Below are 17,752 nucleotides of genomic sequence, written 5' to 3'. Positions count from 1 at the left end.
GTGCCGTCAACCCTGGAGGCCCACAAGCCGGTTCGCGCTGCGACTCCCACCGCGACCGCCCGCACCGGGCACCGCCACGCCTCCCTCACCGTCCGGGGCAAGGACCGGCCCGGCATCGTCGCGACCGTCGGCGCGCTGCTCGGTGAGCACGGCGCCAACATCGTCTCCCTCGACCAGTACTCCGACAATCCGCAGGGCGGCGCGTTCTTCCAGCGCACGGTGTTCGGCCACGACCGTCTCGGGGTGGCACTGCCCGCGATCGAGGACGGACTGCGGCAACGACTGGCCGGGGACTTCGAGTTGGAGTTCACGCTGCGGGACCTGTCGGTGCCCCAGCGGGTGGCGGTGTTCGCCTCGAAGTCCGACCACTGTCTGCTGGACCTGCTGTGGCGGCACCGGCGCGGTCAACTCCCCGTCACCGTCGCGATGGTGATCTCCAATCACCCGGACACGGCCGAGGAGGTGCGGTCGTTCGGCATCCCCTTCTTCCACGTACCGACGTCGGGACCCGACAAGTCGGCGGCGGAAGCGGAGCAGTTGCGGCTGCTGCTGGGCAACGTCGACTTCGTCGTGCTGGCCCGCTACATGCAGATCCTCTCCGGGGACTTCATCAGGCAACTCGGCGTGCCGATCATCAACATCCACCACTCCTTCCTGCCGGCCTTCATCGGCGCGGGTCCCTACGCCAGGGCGAAGGAACGCGGGGTGAAACTCGTCGGCGCCACGGCCCACTACGTCACCGAGAACCTCGACGAGGGCCCGATCATCGAGCAGGACGTGGTCCGGGTCAGCCACGCGGACACCGCCGCCGAGCTGCAACGACGCGGCGCGGACGTGGAACGGGCGGTGCTCACCCGGGCCGTGCGGTGGCACGGCGAGGACCGCGTGATCCGGCACGGCAACCACACGATCGTCTTCGCATGAGCGCCCGCCGGACCGGAAGCCGACACACGGAAACAGGAAGGAGGGCACGGCGATGACCCACCCCAGAGACGCGGACGTCCTCGTGACCGGCCTCGGTGCCATGACCCCGCTCGGCTCGACGGCGCCCGCATCATGGCAGGGGCTGCTCGACGGACGCTCCGGCGTGCGCACCCTGCATGACGAACACGGCTCCTGGCCCGAGGAGTTACCGGTCGGCATCGCGGGCACGGTGCCCGCCGACCCGGTCGAGATCCTCGGCCGGGTGCAGGCCCGCAAGCTGGACCGGGGCGAGCAACTGGCCGTGGTCGCGGCCCGGGAGGCGTTCCAGGACGCGGGCCGGCCACCGGTCGAACCCGAGCGGCTCGCGGTGGTGGTCGGCACCGGCATCGGGGGCGTGCTGAGCACGCTCGGCCAGAACGAGGTCTACGAGCGGTCGGGCATGCGGAAGTTGTCCTCGTACGCCGTCCCGATGCTGATGCCGAACGGCCCGGCGGCCTGGGTCAGCATCGACCTCGGCGCCCGGGCGGGCGCCCGCTCCCCGGCCAGTGCCTGTGCCTCGGGGGCCGAGGCGATCGCCCTGGCACTGGACCTGATCCGCCTCGGCCGCGCCGATGTCGTGGTGGCCGGGGGCACCGAGGCGAGTCTGCATCCGCTCATGGTCGCCGCGTTCGCGCAGATGAAGGCGCTCTCCCGGCGGGAGGGCGACCCGGCCGCCGTGTCCCGGCCGTTCGACGCGGGCCGCGACGGGTTCGTGATCGCCGAGGGGGCGGCCGTACTGGTCCTGGAACGCGCCGAGTTCGCCCGTGCCCGGGGCGCCCGGATCTACGGCGCGGTGGCCGGCGCGGCCGTCACCTCCAGCGCCCGGCACATCTCGGCGTCCGACACCGAGGGGCAGGTCCTCGCGATCCAAGGGGCCCTGCGGGACGCGGAGTTGGAGCCCTCCGACATCGGCCATGTGCACGCCCACGCCACCTCGACCCCGGGCGGCGACCTCGCGGAGGCCGACGCGGTGGCGAAGGCGCTGGGCACGCACCCGGTGGTGACCGCGACCAAGTCGATGACGGGCCACATGCTGGGCGCGTCCGGGGCGTTCGGCGCCATGTCCGCCCTGCTGTCGCTGCGCCACGGAGTGGTCCCGGCCACCCGCAACCTCGACGCGCTCGACCCGCAGGTCCACCTGGACGTGGTCAACGGCGAGAACCGCGAGGGCAGTTGGGACGCGGCGCTGGCCAACTCCTTCGGCTTCGGCGGCCACAACGTCAGCCTGGTCCTGAAGCGGACGTCATGAACCGGGAGTTGAGCCCGCCGACGATCGGCGTCCTGGGCACGGGCGGCATCGCCGTCGCACTCGCGACGATGTTCGCCCGTGCCGGGCACCAGGTACGCGCCGGCGGGTCCTACGAAGAGGTCGTGGCGGAGTCCTCGGTGGTGATCCCCGCCATGCTGGGCGTGCAGGGAGCGGTGCAGCAACTCCGGCCCTGGCGCGGCGGGTTGGCCGGGAAGATCCTGGTGGACATCACCAACCCGTTCACCGGCGGCCATGTCGACTTCGTGGGCCCCTGGGCCACCGGCAACGCGGCGGACCTCGCCGTCGCGTTCCCCGAGGCGCGACTGGTGGGCGCCTTCAAGAACGTGTGGTGGGAGGGGTTCGACGGCACGCCCGACCCGTCCGTCCCCGACATCCACGTGATCTCCGACGACGCAGCGGCGAAACGGACGTTCCTGGGGCTGTGCTCGGCGACGCCCTTCACCTACGTCGACGGGGGCGGGCTGGACCGGGCGCGGCGGGTCGAGCGGATGGCGCTGCGCGGGGTGGGGTCGGCGGGAGTGTTCGCGGGGGCACACGCCGCCGCCGTATGAGGCGGGCCGGAGGCGGGCGGTGATCACGGCGTCGTCCCAGCGCTGTACAGGGGCGCGGGAGATCCCGGCCGGCACCGAGCCGGCGTACTGCCGCCGACGGAATCCGGCCGTTTCCGCACTGGAGTAACGTGGCTGTTACCGAGCGCACCTCGCACGCCGTCAGCCGTTTCGGCGTCGCCCTCGGGGAACGGCAACGCCGGAGCACCAGGTGTCCGGCCGGAAATGAGCCGCCCCACATGAGCCTCATGAGTCTCGGAGTACTGCACTCCTCCCGCAAGGAGAACGAGTTCCGTCTGCCGCTGCACCCCCGCCACCTCGACCGGATCGCCCCGGACATCCGAGAGCGCATCTTCCTCGAACAGGGCTACGGCGAACGGTTCGGGATCGCCGACGAGGCGCTGCGCCCGCTCGTCGGCGGCCTCCGTTCCCGTGAGCGCCTGGTCGCGGAGTGCGACATCATGCTGCTGCCCAAGCCCATGCACGAGGACCTCGCCGAACTGCGCGAGGGCCAGGTGCTGTGGGGCTGGCCGCACTGTGTGCAGGACGAGAAGACGACGCAGCTCGGCATCGACCGGCGGCTGACCCTGATCGCCTGGGAGGCCATGAACCACTGGACCTCCACGGGCGCCTTCAGCGTCCATGTGTTCCACAAGAACAACGAGCTGGCCGGGTACTGCTCGGTACTGCACGCGCTCCAGCTCGGCGGGCTGACCGGGAGCTACGGCCGCCGGCTGCGCGCGGCGGTCATCAGCTTCGGCGCCACGGCACGCGGCGCGGTCACGGGTCTGGGCGCGATGGGCGTCTCCGACGTCACGGTGCTCACCCAGCGCGCCGCGGCGGCCGTGGCGTCGCCGATGCCGTCGGTCGTGATGGGGCACTTCCAGGAGCGGGAGGACGACCCCACCCGCCTGGAGGCCGTCACCGGGCTCGGTCCTGTGCCGCTCGCGCAGTATCTGGCCGGGTTCGACATCGTCGTCAACTGCGTCCTCCAGGACACCGACGCGCCGCTCATGTTCGTCACCAACGAGGAACTCGCGCTGTTCCAGCCGGGGACCTTCTTCATCGACGTGGCCTGCGACGAGGGCATGGGCTTCGCCTGGGCCCGGCCGAGCGGCTTCGAGGACCCCATGGCCACGGTCGGACCGGGCTGCCACTACTACGCGGTCGACCACAGCCCGTCGCACCTGTGGAACTCGGCGACCTGGGAGATCAGCGAGGCGCTGCTGCCGTACCTGCGCACGGTCATGGGCGGCCCCACCGAGTGGGACGGCGACGTCACCGTGCGGAAGGCCATCGAGATCCGGGACGGGGTCGTCCAGAACCCGAAGATCCTCACCTTCCAGCACCGGTCGGCCGCCTACCCGCACGGCCTTGAGGCCCGAAGGCCCGAAGGTCATGAGGTGAGGCGGCCTGACGGCAGGGCGGTCGAGGGCCCGGTGGTGGTCTAACCCCGGCTGACGCCGGTGGCCACCGCGTGGCCGATGAAGAGATAGACAAGGGCGGGCAGGCCGTAGTTGACCACGGTGCGCCAGTCCGCCGAGTGGATGGTGAACAGGTTGTGCGACCAGCCCGACAGCCAGTTGGCCGCGTCGTGGACCCAGTCGACCGAGCTGTTCGCGCCGTTGGCGTTGAACAGATAGAGGGCGATCCACAGGATCAGGATCAGTGCCGCGATATCCGCGATGACGGAGATGACCGTCCCCGCGGGGCTTCCGCCGTAGCGTCTGGACATGTACAACGGGTGGCCCGGAACGCCGAGTTGAAACCTCTCGGCGTCCGGTGCCGTCAACGGCGGGCCAGTTGGCGCTCACCGCCCGCACCGGGCCGGTAGGGCAGACCGTAGTGCTTGAAGATCGCTTCCTCCTGGTCGGCGGGCAGTACGTCGTCGGTGCCGATCGACGGGGCCTCCTTCACCAGCGCCTTGGCGTAGCCGACCTTGACGTAGTCCGGGCCCACGATCGCGTCGTCCAGGGGGACGAAGAGCAGCCGGTGCCGCGTGGGCAGCCCGGTGCGGACCGTGGCCATGGCCGGTTCGTCGGTGGCGGTGTCGACGTAGACGGCCTCCAGGACACCGATCTTGTGCGACTCCGGGTCCACGACGGCGCACTCACGCCACTCCCGTACATCCGCTGGATGAATCATGGCCTTCTCCTTCTGTACGGTTCTCGTGCTCCGGGTACCCCCCATCGGAGCCGTCACCCCAGGTCCGCCCCGGCGCGGCAACCGCAGGGAAAGGGAAAGACGACCATCGACTCCACACTCGTCCGCCGACTCCTCACCACGCAGTACCCGCACTGGTCCCACCTCCCCCTGACCCTCCTGGAACCCGCCGGTTCGGACCACGTCATCCACCGCCTCGGCGACACCATGTCCGTACGGCTGCCCCGCAGCGACTGGGCGGACGGCGAGGCCGCCAAGGAACACGCCTGGCTCCCCCTCCTCGCACCCCAACTGCCGCTCGCCGTACCGGAACCACTGGCCCTCGGCGCCCCCGGCTGCGGCTATGCCTGGCACTGGTCCATCACTCGCTGGCTGGACGGCACGACGGCCACCGCGGACGGCCTCACCGACCCAGACCTGACTGCCCGTCAACTAGCCGAGTTTCTACGGTCGTTGCAGACAGCCCCGGCCGCCGACACGCTGCGCCCCGGACCGCACCCCGAACTGACCCGCGCCCCGCTGGCCACCCGCGACCGCGCGACCCGGGAGGCGATCGCGGCCGTGGACGGAGTCTTCGACACCGCCGCCCTGACCGAGGTCTGGGACAACGCGCTCGACGCCCCCGCCTGGGACCGCGAACCGGTCTGGTGCCACGGGGACTTCCACACCGGCAACCTGCTCACCGTGGACGGCCGGCTCTCCGCCGTCATCGACTTCGGCGGCCTGGGCATGGGCGATCCGGCCTGCGACCTGGCCATCGCCTACACCCTGTTGTCGGCCACGACCCGCCCGCTCTTCCGCGCCGCGCTCGCCCTGGACGACGCCACCTGGACACGCGGCATGGGCTGGGCCCTGACCACCGGCCTGAACGCGTACACGAGTTACGCGGCCACCGACCCCCGGGTCGCCCGGCAGAGCGCCCGCCAGCTCACCGAGGTCCTCACCGAGCACACGGGCGTCACCTCAACAGACCGGCCGACGCCCGCAGCATCTGGACCGGGCTGGGCAGATAGCCGTCCGGCGAACCATGGTGCTCGGAGACGGTGATCCGCGCACAGCCGAGCCCGTCGGCCCACTCGGCCATGTCGAGGGCGGCGGCGTACCGGTCCGCCATGGCCGTACCGGCGGACTCGGGGTTGCCGAAGTCGAATTGAAGAGCGAACGCCGTACCAGGACGATTCAGTGTCGTCTCGTTGTCGTCATGATTGGAGAATATTGTTCTCGATCAGCAGAACACAATGCTCCTGAAGCGGGAGTGATATTTTCGTCGACCGAGGCCGCCAGGACGCCTTCTACTGTGGGCAGTTCCAGTACCAGGGGGTGAATGTCGTGGCAGAACGACCCGAAGGCGCCGAGGTCGTGGCGGCGGTGCAGCGGGTGTTCCGGGACGGGCTGCTGAGCGGGAAGTCCGCGTTCGTGCCCGCGTGGGACGCGTGGACCGAGCGGACCGCCGCCGATCTGCGCGCCCGTTTCGTGGACCACCTCGACGAGTCGTCGGACACGTTCCTGGTCAAGCTGAGCCGTCAGCTCGACGGCGCGCCGGACGACACGATCGCGCTGGCGGGCGAGCTGCTGTTCGCGAACATGGCGCCGCTGGTGCCCGAGCAGATAGGGCTGCCCAAGAAGCGGGAGATCATCGACGGGGTGCTGTCCTGGGCCGACCGGACGGTGGCGATTCCCGCCGATCTGGAGAGCGGTCTAGGCGGGTTCATCAACGGAGGCCAGGGTTTCCTGAACTACCGCTGGGCGCAGTTCCAGATCCTGGTCCTGCTGGTGGAGCGGCTCGCCGGACTGCCTCTGCCGGAGCGCGAGTCGATCCTCGGCGACCCGTGGCGGTTCCGCGCCGAGTGCTTCGCGATCCAGGAGTCGGTGGGGCACAAGAAGGGGCGCGCGCAGATCCACATCCTGCTGTATCTGCTCTTCCCGGACGTGTTCCAGCCCATCGCGAGCGTCTATCACAAGCAGGAGATCCTCAAGGCCTTCGCCGCCGACCTGCCCGAGCCGACCGGCGACCAGGACCGCGATCTGCTCACCCTCCGCCAGACCCTGGAGGCCCGGTCGGGAGCCCCGGTCGACTTCTACGCCGAGCCCTGGCAGGGCAGTTGGCGGCGGCGCGCGGCCGAGCACGCGCAACGCGGTTGGCTGATACGCGGATACAACGTGGACGGCACCAACTTCGTCCCGTCCTGGCTCGCCCAGGGCTACTGCTCGCTGTCCTGGCTGGAGATGCCGGACATCCCCGCCGACTCCACCAAGCCGCAGGTGCAGCGCGTGGTCGCGGAGGCGATGCCCGACGCCAGCGCCCAGCTCCGCGGCCAGGCCACCTACCAACTGCACGCGTTCCTCTCGGTGATGAAGCCCGGCGATGTGATCGTCACCGTCACTCCGCACGACGTCCACGTCGGCACCCTCCAGGGCCCGCCGTCGTACGACCTCTCCGACGGCCCCGACAACGCCCGTCGCCGCCCGGTGCGTTGGGCCACCGCCGACCGGCCGCTGCACCGTGCCCAGCTCCCCGAGGCGGTGCAGGCCCAGTTGACCCGGCCGCCCGCGGTCTACGACATCAGCAGCGTCGCCGCCGAACTCGCCGAGCGGGCCGGGCTTGAGGACGTGGTGGCCGAGCCGCTCATCGAGGCCGATGTCACCAAGCCGGTCGAACTGCCCTCTGTGACCGAGGAGTTGGCGGCGCAGCTGCTGATGCCGCAGGACTGGTTGCGGGAGACCGCCGAACAGCTCCAGGAGCAGCGGCAGTTGGTCTTCCACGGGCCGCCCGGCACCGGCAAGACGTATCTCGCCCGTGCGCTGGCCCGGCACCTGGCCGGTCCCGACCGGGTGGAACTCGTGCAGTTCCACCCCTCGTACACCTACGAGGACTTCTTCGAGGGCTTCCGTCCGGTGCGGGGCGAGAACGGCTCGGTGGTGTTCGACGTGGTGCCGGGCCCGCTGAAACTGCTGGCCGAGCGAGCCCGTACGGACCCGTCGAACGCGTACATCCTGATCATCGACGAGATCAACCGGGCCAATCTGGCGAAGGTGTTCGGCGAGCTGTACTTCCTGCTGGAGTACCGTGAGGAGCCGGTCACCACGCAGTACAGCCCACACGACCCGTTCCATCTGCCGGGCAATCTCTTCGTCATCGGCACGATGAACACCGCCGACCGTTCGATCGCGCTCGTGGACGCGGCGATGCGCCGCCGCTTCGCGTTCCGCCGGCTGTCCCCCGAACTGCCGCCGGTGCGCGGCCTGTTGGAGCGCTGGCTGCGCGCCCGCGGCCTGCCCGACACGGCGGCCCGTCTGCTGGACGCGCTCAACTCCCGCCTCGGCGACGCCGACCGCGCCATCGGACCGTCGTACCTGATGAAACCGGCCGCGGCCCGCCCGGAGGGCCTCGACCTCATCTGGCGCACCCAGATCCTGCCCCTCCTGGAGGACCAGCTCTACGGCACGGGCATCGACGTCGAGGAGGAGTATGGGCTCGCGGCGCTGAACGCGGCCTGGGTGGAGGAGCGTTGAACGCCGACCGGCTCCACCTGACCGTCGAGGAGGAGTACGGCCCCACCGCGCCGAACACCGCCTGGACGGAGGAGCGTTGAGCGCCACCCGGCTCCACCTGACCGCGGACGAGCCCGGCCCCGACCAGCCCGCCGCACTGAACACCGGTCCACCGGAGGAGCGTTGAGCCCCGCCTCACTCCACCTCACCGTCGACGAGACCGGCCCTGGCGTGGTGCGCGAGCTGACCGGCGATCAGCTCGCCGCGTTGCTCGGTGTGCCCGGGCTGGTGCGGCTGAGCCCCGCGAGGGGCGGGCGATGGCGGCTGACCGGAAACCAGAAGGCGGGCCTGGTCCAGCTGCGCACTCCTTCCGGCTCCACCATCCAGCTCCACCTGCGCCCCAAACTCCCGGTCCGCAACCTGCTGTTCCTGCTCTCCTACGCGCCCACCGCCCCCTGGCTCCGTGAGACGGTCGACGCCGCCGAGGCCGACAACCTGCTGCCTGCCCTCGCCGATCTGCTCGCCCGGGTCACCCGCCGCACCCTGGACGCCGGTGTGCTGCACGGCTACCGCACGGTCGAGGAGGAACTCCCCCTGATCCGGGGCCGTATCCGCACGGCGGACCAACTGCGCCGCGTCGGCTTCCCGCTCCCCGTCGCCGTCCGCTACGACGACCACACCCCGGACATCGCCGAGAACCGCATCGTGCTCGCGGCCCTGCACCGCGCCGCCCGCCTGCCCCAACTCCCCCCGAACACCGGCCTGGCCCTGCGCCACCTCGCCCACCACCTCACCGGCGTCCACCTGCTCCCGCCCGGCACCCCGCTCCCCCGCTGGACCCCGAACCGCCTCAACTCCCGCTACGCCCCGGCACTTCGGCTCGCGGAACTGCTCCTGTCCGACCGGTCGCTGAACCCGGACGGCGGCCAACTCCCCACCACGGCCGACGGGTTCGTGCTCGACATGCCGGCCGTCTTCGAACGGTTCCTCACCCTGGCGCTCACCGATGCGCTGGCCCGCCGCGGGGTCCGCTGCGCCGCCCAGGAGCAACACCATCGCCTCGACCTGGCCGGGCACGTCCGACTACGCCCGGACCTCGTCCTGTACCGGGCCGGCCGTACCGTCTCCGTCGTGGACGCCAAGTACGCCTTCCGGCACGTGCCCGCGCCACCCACCGAGCACCTCTACCAACTGCTCGGCTACTGCACGGCGTTGGGCCTCCTGGAGGGCCATCTCGTCTATGCGGCGACGACCCGGGACGGCCCGACGGAACACGCCATCCGCCGCGTGGGCATCACGGTCACGGCCCACGCCCTGGACCTCGACCGACCGCCCACCGAACTCCTCGCCACGGTCGGCGAGTTGGCCGAGCGCATCACGGCCGCACCGAACCCGGCCCGAGCGGAAGCCGATGTTCCTCCAGGGGCTACCGGGCAGTAACCGCTTCGCCCTACGCTGCTCCCGCCACCGAGGCTCCAACCAGGGGACGGCGAAGGGGACTTGACACTCATGAAGGCGACAAGACGGCTGGCGGCACTGCTCACCGGGACGGCCCTGCTGCTGACGGGGGCCGCCGGCAACGCCCATGCGGCGGCGCCGAAGTTCTCCGAGACGACGACGATCGGCACGCACAACGCGTACGAGAAGGACAAGTACACGTACTGGGCGCAGGCGTTGGACTCCGGGGCCTCGCTGCTCGAACTGGACGTCTACGTGGACAGCCTGAGCAAGCGGTGGCGGGTCAGCCACAGCGACCTGTTCGCCAACGACAACAACTGCGAGTACGCGAGCACCCCCGCCGACCTGTACAGCAAGGACCGCAACCAGGACCTCGGCAGTTGCCTGGACAACATGGCCGCCTGGAACACCCTGCACCCGGACCACGCGCCCGTCATCGTCAAGGTGGAGATGAAGGTCGGCTTCAACCAGACCATCGGTCTCGGCCCGACCGCGTTCGACACCCTCGTCTCGCAGAAGCTCGGCAGCAGCGTCTACAAGCCGTCCGACCTGCTCGGCTCCTCGTACTCCACGCTCGACGCCGCGGCCAAGGCGAACGCGTGGCCCTCACGCGACGACCTCAAGGGCAAGTTCCTCTTCGAACTGATCCCCGGCACGGTCGAGCAGGCCAACCCCTTCGACCACTACTGGACCGACCAGGAGTACGGCGACCATCTGCGCGATCTGTACGCGGCCGGCACCATCGCGCAGGCGCAGGCCTTCCCGGCCGTACTCGGCGCGGCGAACGGCGATCCGCGGGCGAGCCGTTGGACCTCGGACACCACGATCCGCCCCTGGTTCGTGTTCTTCGACGGAGACGCGGCGACGTACGTCAACAACGGCTACGACACGTCGTTCTACTCCACGAACCACTACATCCTGATCATGACGGACGGGTACGCGGTGGCCCCGGCGATCTCCTCGACGGCCCCCACGGACGCGGAAGTCGCCGCCAAATTGGCACTGTTGGCCGCCGACCACGCAAGTGTGATCACTTCCGACTGGTCGTCGAAATCGGCGTCGGTCCTCGGCTCGGCGGCCACCAGAAGCTGAGGTTCCGGATCCGGGGGACGGGGCACAAGTCCCCCATGTTGCATGGAATCGACGTAAGCGCGTACCAGTCCACGGCGTATGACACGGACGGCTCCTCCTTCGTCTTCATCAAGACGACGGAGGGCCGCTCGTACGTCAACCCGAGACTCACCGCGCAGACGAAGACAGGCCGGGACGCGGGCCTGGTCGTCGGCTTCTACCACTTCCTCTGGCCCGGGAACATCACGGCCCAGGCGGAGTACTTCGTCAGCAAGGCCCCCGAGAAAGCAGGGGACTTGCTGGCCGTGGACTGGGAGACGACCGACGACGGCACCCACGCGTCCAACGCGGAGAAGGACACCTTCATCCGCAAGCTCAAGGCACTGCGGCCGAACAACCGGGTCATCCTCTACTGCAACCGCAATTTCTGGTTGACCGTCGACAAGACGTCCTACGCGGGCGACGGCCTGTGGATCGCCGACTACACGACGGCCGGCAAACCCCGTATCAGGGCGGACTGGACGTTCCACCAGTACACGTCCGACCCGCACGACAAGGACGTGGCCGACTTCGCGAGCGCGGCGGCGCTGCGCACCTGGGCCGCGAACGCCTGAGTCCCGGGCGACCGCGACCCGGCACCACGATCGTCCTCAGCCCGCGAAGTCCTCAGCCCGCGAAGTCCCCGGTCCGCTCCGGCGAGGCCTCCGCCAGCCCCTTCGTGATGCTGTCCACGCCCTCCCGCAGTCCGTACACCGGCGTCCCCGGCTGCTGGCGCCAGGACTCGTCGAGGGGGCCGGCGTCGACCGTGTCGAAGCCGAGGTCGTCGATCAGGGCCCTGACCACGCGCTTGGCCGCCTCGTCGTCGCCGGCCACCGGGAGGGCGAGGCGGTCGGGGGCGCCGGCCGGGCGGTGGCGGTCCAGGATGTCCTGGGCGGGGGTGCCGTTGAAGGCCTTGATCACGGTGTGGCCGATCTGCTGCGCGACCCAGCGGCTCTCCCTGACGCCGTCGTCGAGGATCGCGGCGATCCGGCCGTCCCGCCCGGGGTAGTAGTTGTTGGTGTCGATGACCGCGACGTTCTCCGCCGCGCCGTCGAGGAAGCCCTTGGGCAGGTCCGCGACCGCCTTCAGCGGGACGGTGACCACGACGACCTCGGCGCCGTCCGCCGCCTCCTCGACCGGTACGGGGGTCGCGCCCGTCTCCTCGGCCAGCGCGGTGAGTGTCTGCGGGCCGCGCGAGTTGGCGACGGAGACGTCGTGCCCGAGGGCGGTGAGCCGCCGGGTGAGGTTGCCGCCGATGTTGCCCGCGCCGATGATGCCGATCTTCATGAGGGACCCTTCGCCGTTCCAGAATCGATGCACACGCATGCTTCTGGTGGGCCTCAACCTCGGGCGGTCGTCGGCTATTCCGCCCCCTCGGCCGCTCGGGCGACCTTCAGATCCGTACGACGATCTTGCCCGTGTGCGCGTTCGACTCCAGCAGCCGGTGGGCGTCCCCGATGCTGTCCAGGCCCTCGAAGACCTCCTGCACCACCGGGCGGAAGCCGCCGTCGGCGAGGCCCGCGTCGAGGAACGCGGTGGAGCGGCGGCGGCCGCCGGGGGTGGTGGTGAGGGCCATGTTGGCGTAGGTGTGGATCGTGACCGGCCAGTTCCAGGGGATCTCGGCCGGCCGCCGGTCCAGCCAGCCGTAGACGACGACCGCACCGCCCGTCACGAGCGCGCCGGCGAGCGGCCGGAAACCGGGGCCGCCGATCGCGTCGAAGATCACCTCGACGCCGTCGCCGCCGGTGAGCCGCCGGACCTCCTTCGCCACGGCCTCCGCGCCCGTCTCCCCGGTGACGATCACCTCGGCCGCGCCCAGCTCCAGGAGCCGCTGTCGCTTCGCCTCGGTGCGGGTGGTGGCGAGCGGGATCGCGCCGATACGGCGGGCCACCTGGATCGCCGCGGTCCCGACGCCGCTGGACGCGCCGGTGATCAGGACCCGGTCGCCCGGCCTGAGACCGGCCGCCTCCAGCAGGCCTCCGTATGCCGTGGTGTACGTCAGCCAGGCCGCGGCCCCGGTGACGGCGTCGACGCCGGCGGGGCGCCGCAGGACGGCGGTCTCGGGCAGGACGACCCGCTCCGCGTACACGCCCTGCGCGCCCATCTCGATGCCCGGACCGGTCAACACCGGGTCCCCTACGGCGAGTTCGGTCACCCCGTCCCCGACCGCGGTGACGACGCCCGCGGCCTCGTAACCGAGCCGGGAGCCGGGCAGGGACGGCTGGTAGTAGTAAGTGCCCGCGCGGAACAGGGCTTCGGCCCGGTTCAGCCCCAACGCCTCGACGCGCAGGGCGACTTGGCCGGGGGCGGGGTCCGGTACGGCGACGTCCTCGATGCGCAGGACCTCGGGTCCGCCGATCTCGTGAAAGAGCACAGTGCGTGCGGTGGTTGGCATGACGTCGACGCTAGGCGGCGGCCACGAGACGATCCATGTCCTTCGGTCTCCGATTCATGTCCGCCCGTCTTCACCGCCAACACCCGCGCTACGGTGCGGAGATGGACGTACTCAGTGACGCCGTCGCGGCGATGCGCACCGGGCGGCCGCACTCCTCGCGCCGGGACGAGTACGCGCCCTGGGGGATGCGTTTCGACGCCTCGGACGGGGCCGGATTCCATGTGGTGCTGCGGGGATCGGCCTGGCTGATCCCGGCGGAGGGCCGGCCGGTGGCGCTCGGGCCCGGTGACGTGGTGTTCCTGGCGCACGGGCGCGGGCACGCGCTGGCCGGCGCGCTCGACACACCGCTGGCGGAGATACGGCTGCGGGCGGACGGCACCTGGCCCCGGCTCCCGTCCTCCGCACGGAAGTCGGCGCCCCCGGACGCGGTCCTGCTGTGCGGTGCCTATCTGCTGGACCGGGCCCGTGCCCACCCGCTGCTCACGGAGTTGCCCGAGGTGGTCCATCTGCCCGCCCGGGTCGGCGCCCACCGGTCGCTGCGGGCGGCGGTCGAGCTGCTCGGCACGGAGCTGGAGGAGTCCCGGCCGGGCTCGGACACCATCGTCAGCTCACTCCTCGACACCCTGCTGCTGTACATCCTGCGTGCCTGGTGGCTGGAGGGGCAGCGGGGTTCCGGGCATCCGACGGGCTGGGCGGCGGCCCTCGCGGACCCGGCGATCGCGGCGGCCCTGCACGCGGTGCACGCCGACCCGGCCCACCCGTGGACGGTCGGCGAACTCGGCACCCGCGCCGGCCTGTCCCGCGCCGCCTTCGCCCGCCGGTTCGCGGCGCTGGTGGGCGAGCCGCCCCTGGCGTATGTGACGTGGTGGCGCATGATCACGGCGGGGCGGCTCCTGCGCGAGGACGACATGCCGTTGCGCCTGGTGGCCCAACGGGCCGGTTACACCTCGGAGTTCGCCTTCGCCAAGGCGTTCAAGCGGGAGTACGGGGTGGCACCGGGCCAGTACCGCAAGCGCGCTTCCCAGGACCCGGCGGACGGGAACGGCCAGGCGGGCCTCAGCCTCTGAACGGATCCTCCAACTCCGCCCGGAGCACCTCCGCGGCGGCTTCCGCGTCCCCCTCCGCGACCGCCCTCACCAGCGCCTCGTGCGCCCCGTCCCCGGTGTTCGGATCGTGCTCGCGCAGCCCGGTCAGGGCCAGCAGTTCCACCAGCCCCTCCCGCAGTACCGGCCTGAACTGCCCGAAGAGATCGGCGAGTACGGGGTTGTGCGCGGCGGCGACCACGGCCGCGTGGAACGCGATGTCGGCGTCGACGAAGGCGGTGTCGTCCGCGGCGGACGCCGTCCGGCGGGCCGCCAGCGCGCGCTCCATCGCCGTCACGTCCTCGGGGGTACGACGGCTCGCCGCCAGCCGGGCCGCCTGGACCTCGACGCCCATCCGCACCTCGTAGACGTCGGTCACCGCGGCCCGCCGCAGCTTGGCCGGCCAGTCCTCGGCGGGTTCGGTGGCGACGACGAACACGCCGGCGCCCTGGCGCGGCCGGACCAGGCCCGCCCCGGCGAGTGCCCGCAACGCCTCGCGGACCGTCGAGCGGCCCACGCCCAACTCCGTTGCCAGCGTGGTCTCGCCGGGCAGCTTGGTGCCGACCGGCCACTCGCCGGCGGCGATCTGCGCGCGCAGCCGGTCGGCGGCCTGCTCGACGAGGGGACTGGGACGGACGGGACCTAGCGGCATGCGCGATTCACCAACTCCGGGGTCACGAGATTCTCACTTGTCTGAGGACCTGAGGTGTGGATAGCGTACCGGCATGACGCTTCGCGGTCTCCTTCTTCTCGGCTGCCGCGGCGGGGCCTGACGCGACCGGCACCCCGCCGCGGGTCGCCGTGCTGCCGGTCACCGTCCGACCGAGCCGAGAGCAGTCAGCAGACGATGACCATCGCCCCCGTCTTCAACTGGAACCCCCAGCGTCCGAGCCCGATGCCGTACCACCGCTACCGCCCCTTCCACGAGCGCGTGAACGTCCCTGCCGGGGACCGGAGTTGGCCCTCCGCCCGCTTCGAGCGCGCCCCCCTCTGGGTCCCCGTCGACCTGCGCGACGGCAACCAGGCCCTGGCCGAGCCGATGGACACGCCCCGCAAGCACCGCCTGTTCGAACTGCTGGTGGCGACCGGTTTCAAGGAGATCGAGGTCGGCTATCCCTCCGCGAGCCGCACCGACTTCGACTTCGTACGGCACCTGGTGACCGACGGGGCCGTGCCGGACGATGTCACGCCGGTCGTGTTCACCCCGGCCAGACGGGAGTTGATCGACCGGACCTTCGACGCGATCGAGGGACTGCCCCGCGCGGTGGTGCACCTGTACATCGCGACCTCCCCGGTGTGGCGGGAGGTGGTGCTCGGCCGCGACCGCGGTGAGGTGTGGGCGACCGTGCGCGCGGCGGCCGAGCACATGGCGCGCCGGGCCGAGGACGCGCCCGGTGTCCGTTTCCAGTTCTCCCCGGAGACCTTCAACCTCACGGAGCCGGACTTCGTCCTCGAACTGTGCGACGGGCTCACGGAGTTGTGGGACGCGAGCCCGGACCGCCCGGTCACGCACAACCTCCCGGCGACGGTAGAGATCGCGACGCCGAACGTCTACGCCGACCAGATCGAGTACCTGCACCGGAACCTGTCCCGGCGGGAGTCGGTGATCCTCTCCGTCCATCCGCACAACGACCGCGGCACGGGCGTGGCCTGCGCCGAACTCGCCGTCCTGGCCGGTGCGCAGCGCGTCGAGGGCTGTCTGTTCGGCAACGGCGAACGCACCGGGAACGTCGATCTGGTGACCCTCGCGCTGAACCTGTACGCCCAAGGAGTGGACCCCATGGTCGACTTCGGGAACATCGACGCGGTCCGGGAGACCGTCGAGCACTGCAACCGGCTGCCGGTGCATCCCCGGCACCCGTACGCCGGCGACCTGGTGTACACGGCGTTCTCCGGCACCCACCAGGACGCGATCAGCAAGGGCCTGGCCCATCACACGGACAGGGCAAGGGAGTTGGGGGTCCCGGAGCGGCAGGCTCCGTGGTCCGTCCCGTACCTGCCCGTCGATCCGGCGGACGTGGGCCGTTCCTACGAGGCGGTGATCCGCGTCAACTCGCAGTCGGGCAAGGGCGGAACGGCGTATCTGCTGCGCGTCCACCACGGCCTCGACCTGCCGCCGCGCATGCGGCCCGACTTCTCCCGGGTGGTCCAGGAGACGACGGACGCGAGCGGACGGGAGGCGACACCGAAGGAGCTGTACGAGCTGTTCCGGGAGACGTACCTGGTGGAGGGCCCACTGGAACCCGGCGCCTACCCGGACCCGTCCGCCCTGGTCGACGCGCTCGCGCGCACCGGGCACACGGTCGACGTCCTGGACCTCGTCGAGGACGGGACGGCCGCCTACGCCGAGTGCCGGGTGGACGGCGTCACGGTGTGGGGCGCCGCGGAGGGCACGGCGGCCTCCGTACGGGCCGTCCTCTCGGCGGTGAACCGGAGGCTGCGGTGACGGACGTACCGCGGACCGCGGACGTACTGCGTGCCGAGGACGTGCGGGTCGTCCGGGACGGGCGGCCCATCCTCGCGGAGGTCTCCCTCACCGTCCGGGCCGGCGAGCACTGGGCGCTCCTCGGCGCCAACGGGGCGGGAAAATCAACCCTGTTGAGCCTCCTCGGGGCGCGGGTCCATCCGACCGGCGGGACGGTGGAGGTGCTCGGCCGACGCCTGGGCCGGGTCGACGTACGGGAGTTGCGGTCCTGCGTGGGGCACGTCGACCCGCGTCATCCGCTCACCGAACCCCTGCGCGTGCGCGAGGTCGTCCTCACCGGGCTGACCAACTCCGTGGCGCCGCTCCCCCGTTGGCGGCCGACGCCGGAGCAGGAGGCGCGGGCCGAGCGGCTCGTCGCGACGATGGGGCTCGCGGAACTCCGTGACGCCCGCTGGCCCACGCTCTCCCAGGGGCAGCGCGGCCGGACCCTGATCGCCCGGGCGCTGATGCCCGAGCCCCGGCTCCTGCTGCTGGACGAACCGGCCACCGGCCTGGACCTGCCGGGCCGCGAGCGGCTGCTCGAAGCCCTGGACTCACTGAGCCGGGAGCATCCGCACCTGGCCACGGTCCTGGTCACCCACCACCTGGAGGAACTGCCCGCCGGCACCACCCACGCCCTGCTCCTGCGCGACGGCCGCACCCTCGCGCGGGGCCCGGCGGCCGAGGTCCTCACCGGCGACCAGGTCGGCAAGTGCTTCGACCTGCCGCTGGCCCTGGACCGGCACGACGGCCGCTGGAGCGTGCGGATCAGGCACCGGAGATGACGAGAGGGGCGCCCGTCCACCG

General features: G+C 71.3%; 17 protein-coding genes. 12 read left to right on the top strand and 5 right to left on the bottom strand.

Annotated elements, in window-relative coordinates:
- The 4 genes from purU (at position 1) to OG223_RS36010 (ending at position 4,232) form a co-directional block, all read left to right on the top strand.
- On the top strand, positions 1 to 924 hold the full coding sequence (gene purU / locus OG223_RS36025) for a formyltetrahydrofolate deformylase (protein WP_329257811.1): 924 nt from the start codon (positions 1 to 3) through the stop codon (positions 922 to 924).
- Between the two features lie 52 nt (positions 925 to 976).
- Positions 977 to 2,212: a beta-ketoacyl-[acyl-carrier-protein] synthase family protein gene (locus OG223_RS36020; RefSeq protein WP_329257809.1), complete on the top strand. Its 1,236-nt coding sequence runs from the start codon at positions 977 to 979 to the stop codon at positions 2,210 to 2,212.
- Positions 2,209 to 2,784: an NADPH-dependent F420 reductase gene (locus OG223_RS36015; protein ID WP_329257806.1), complete on the top strand. Its 576-nt coding sequence runs from the start codon at positions 2,209 to 2,211 to the stop codon at positions 2,782 to 2,784. The genes OG223_RS36020 and OG223_RS36015 overlap by 4 nt, the downstream gene beginning before the upstream one ends.
- A 236-nt stretch (positions 2,785 to 3,020) precedes the next feature.
- Complete coding sequence (locus OG223_RS36010) at positions 3,021 to 4,232, top strand: N(5)-(carboxyethyl)ornithine synthase (RefSeq protein ID WP_329257803.1); 1,212 nt, start codon at positions 3,021 to 3,023, stop codon at positions 4,230 to 4,232.
- On the opposite strand, the gene OG223_RS36005 is transcribed toward OG223_RS36010, so the two are convergent.
- Positions 4,229 to 4,516 (bottom strand): hypothetical protein, encoded by a 288-nt coding sequence (locus OG223_RS36005; protein WP_200691042.1) that lies wholly within the window; start codon positions 4,514 to 4,516, stop codon positions 4,229 to 4,231. The genes OG223_RS36010 and OG223_RS36005 overlap by 4 nt on opposite strands.
- A 53-nt stretch (positions 4,517 to 4,569) precedes the next feature.
- A complete protein-coding gene (locus tag OG223_RS36000; protein WP_329257800.1) occupies positions 4,570 to 4,926 on the bottom strand; it encodes a PRC-barrel domain-containing protein in 357 nt (118 codons plus the stop codon).
- Here OG223_RS36000 and OG223_RS35995 point away from each other — a divergent pair.
- The 5 genes from OG223_RS35995 (at position 4,918) to OG223_RS35975 (ending at position 11,579) form a co-directional block, all read left to right on the top strand.
- A complete protein-coding gene (locus OG223_RS35995) occupies positions 4,918 to 5,991 on the top strand; it encodes an aminoglycoside phosphotransferase family protein (protein WP_329257797.1) in 1,074 nt (357 codons plus the stop codon). The two genes, OG223_RS36000 and OG223_RS35995, sit on opposite strands and share 9 nt — an antisense overlap.
- Before the next feature lie 282 nt (positions 5,992 to 6,273).
- Entirely contained in the window at positions 6,274 to 8,457 is a 2,184-nt protein-coding gene (locus tag OG223_RS35990) for an AAA family ATPase (RefSeq protein ID WP_329257794.1), read from the top strand.
- 162 nt (positions 8,458 to 8,619) lie between these two features.
- Positions 8,620 to 9,876 carry an McrC family protein gene (locus OG223_RS35985; RefSeq protein ID WP_329257791.1) on the top strand — a complete coding sequence of 419 codons (1,257 nt, stop codon included), beginning with the start codon at positions 8,620 to 8,622 and terminating at the stop codon, positions 9,874 to 9,876.
- 69 nt (positions 9,877 to 9,945) lie between these two features.
- Complete coding sequence (locus tag OG223_RS35980; RefSeq protein ID WP_329257788.1) at positions 9,946 to 10,986, top strand: phosphatidylinositol-specific phospholipase C domain-containing protein; 1,041 nt, start codon at positions 9,946 to 9,948, stop codon at positions 10,984 to 10,986.
- A 35-nt stretch (positions 10,987 to 11,021) separates the two neighbouring features.
- Positions 11,022 to 11,579: a glycoside hydrolase family 25 protein gene (locus tag OG223_RS35975; protein ID WP_329257786.1), complete on the top strand. Its 558-nt coding sequence runs from the start codon at positions 11,022 to 11,024 to the stop codon at positions 11,577 to 11,579.
- A 52-nt stretch (positions 11,580 to 11,631) separates the two neighbouring features.
- On the opposite strand, the gene OG223_RS35970 is transcribed toward OG223_RS35975, so the two are convergent.
- Together OG223_RS35970 and OG223_RS35965 are read right to left on the bottom strand one after the other, a co-directional pair.
- Complete coding sequence (locus OG223_RS35970) at positions 11,632 to 12,291, bottom strand: NADPH-dependent F420 reductase (RefSeq protein ID WP_329257783.1); 660 nt, start codon at positions 12,289 to 12,291, stop codon at positions 11,632 to 11,634.
- Positions 12,292 to 12,397: 106 nt separating this feature from the next.
- Positions 12,398 to 13,399 carry a zinc-dependent alcohol dehydrogenase family protein gene (locus tag OG223_RS35965; protein WP_329257780.1) on the bottom strand — a complete coding sequence of 334 codons (1,002 nt, stop codon included), beginning with the start codon at positions 13,397 to 13,399 and terminating at the stop codon, positions 12,398 to 12,400.
- Between the two features lie 101 nt (positions 13,400 to 13,500).
- On the opposite strand from OG223_RS35965, the gene OG223_RS35960 reads away from it, so the two are divergent.
- Positions 13,501 to 14,466, top strand: coding sequence for an AraC family transcriptional regulator (locus OG223_RS35960; RefSeq protein WP_329257778.1), 966 nt, complete (start codon positions 13,501 to 13,503; stop codon positions 14,464 to 14,466).
- Here the strand turns inward: OG223_RS35960 and OG223_RS35955 are convergent.
- Positions 14,456 to 15,133, bottom strand: coding sequence for a FadR/GntR family transcriptional regulator (locus OG223_RS35955; protein ID WP_329257775.1), 678 nt, complete (start codon positions 15,131 to 15,133; stop codon positions 14,456 to 14,458). The two genes, OG223_RS35960 and OG223_RS35955, sit on opposite strands and share 11 nt — an antisense overlap.
- 195 nt (positions 15,134 to 15,328) lie before the next feature.
- Between OG223_RS35955 and OG223_RS35950 the strand changes: the two genes are divergently transcribed.
- Both OG223_RS35950 and OG223_RS35945 read left to right on the top strand, forming a co-directional pair.
- Complete coding sequence (locus OG223_RS35950; protein WP_329257773.1) at positions 15,329 to 16,927, top strand: 2-isopropylmalate synthase; 1,599 nt, start codon at positions 15,329 to 15,331, stop codon at positions 16,925 to 16,927.
- The gene (locus OG223_RS35945) at positions 16,924 to 17,730 is read left to right on the top strand and encodes an ABC transporter ATP-binding protein (protein ID WP_329257770.1); all 807 of its coding nucleotides are present in this window, start codon (positions 16,924 to 16,926) and stop codon (positions 17,728 to 17,730) included. The genes OG223_RS35950 and OG223_RS35945 overlap by 4 nt, the downstream gene beginning before the upstream one ends.
- Positions 17,731 to 17,752: the final 22 nt, after the last annotated feature.

The sequence above is a fragment of the Streptomyces sp. NBC_01478 genome (assembly GCF_036227225.1).
Lineage (GTDB): Bacteria > Actinomycetota > Actinomycetes > Streptomycetales > Streptomycetaceae > Streptomyces.
Note: the sequence above shows the minus strand (reverse complement) of the source record. Positions and strands in the feature narration are given on the sequence as shown.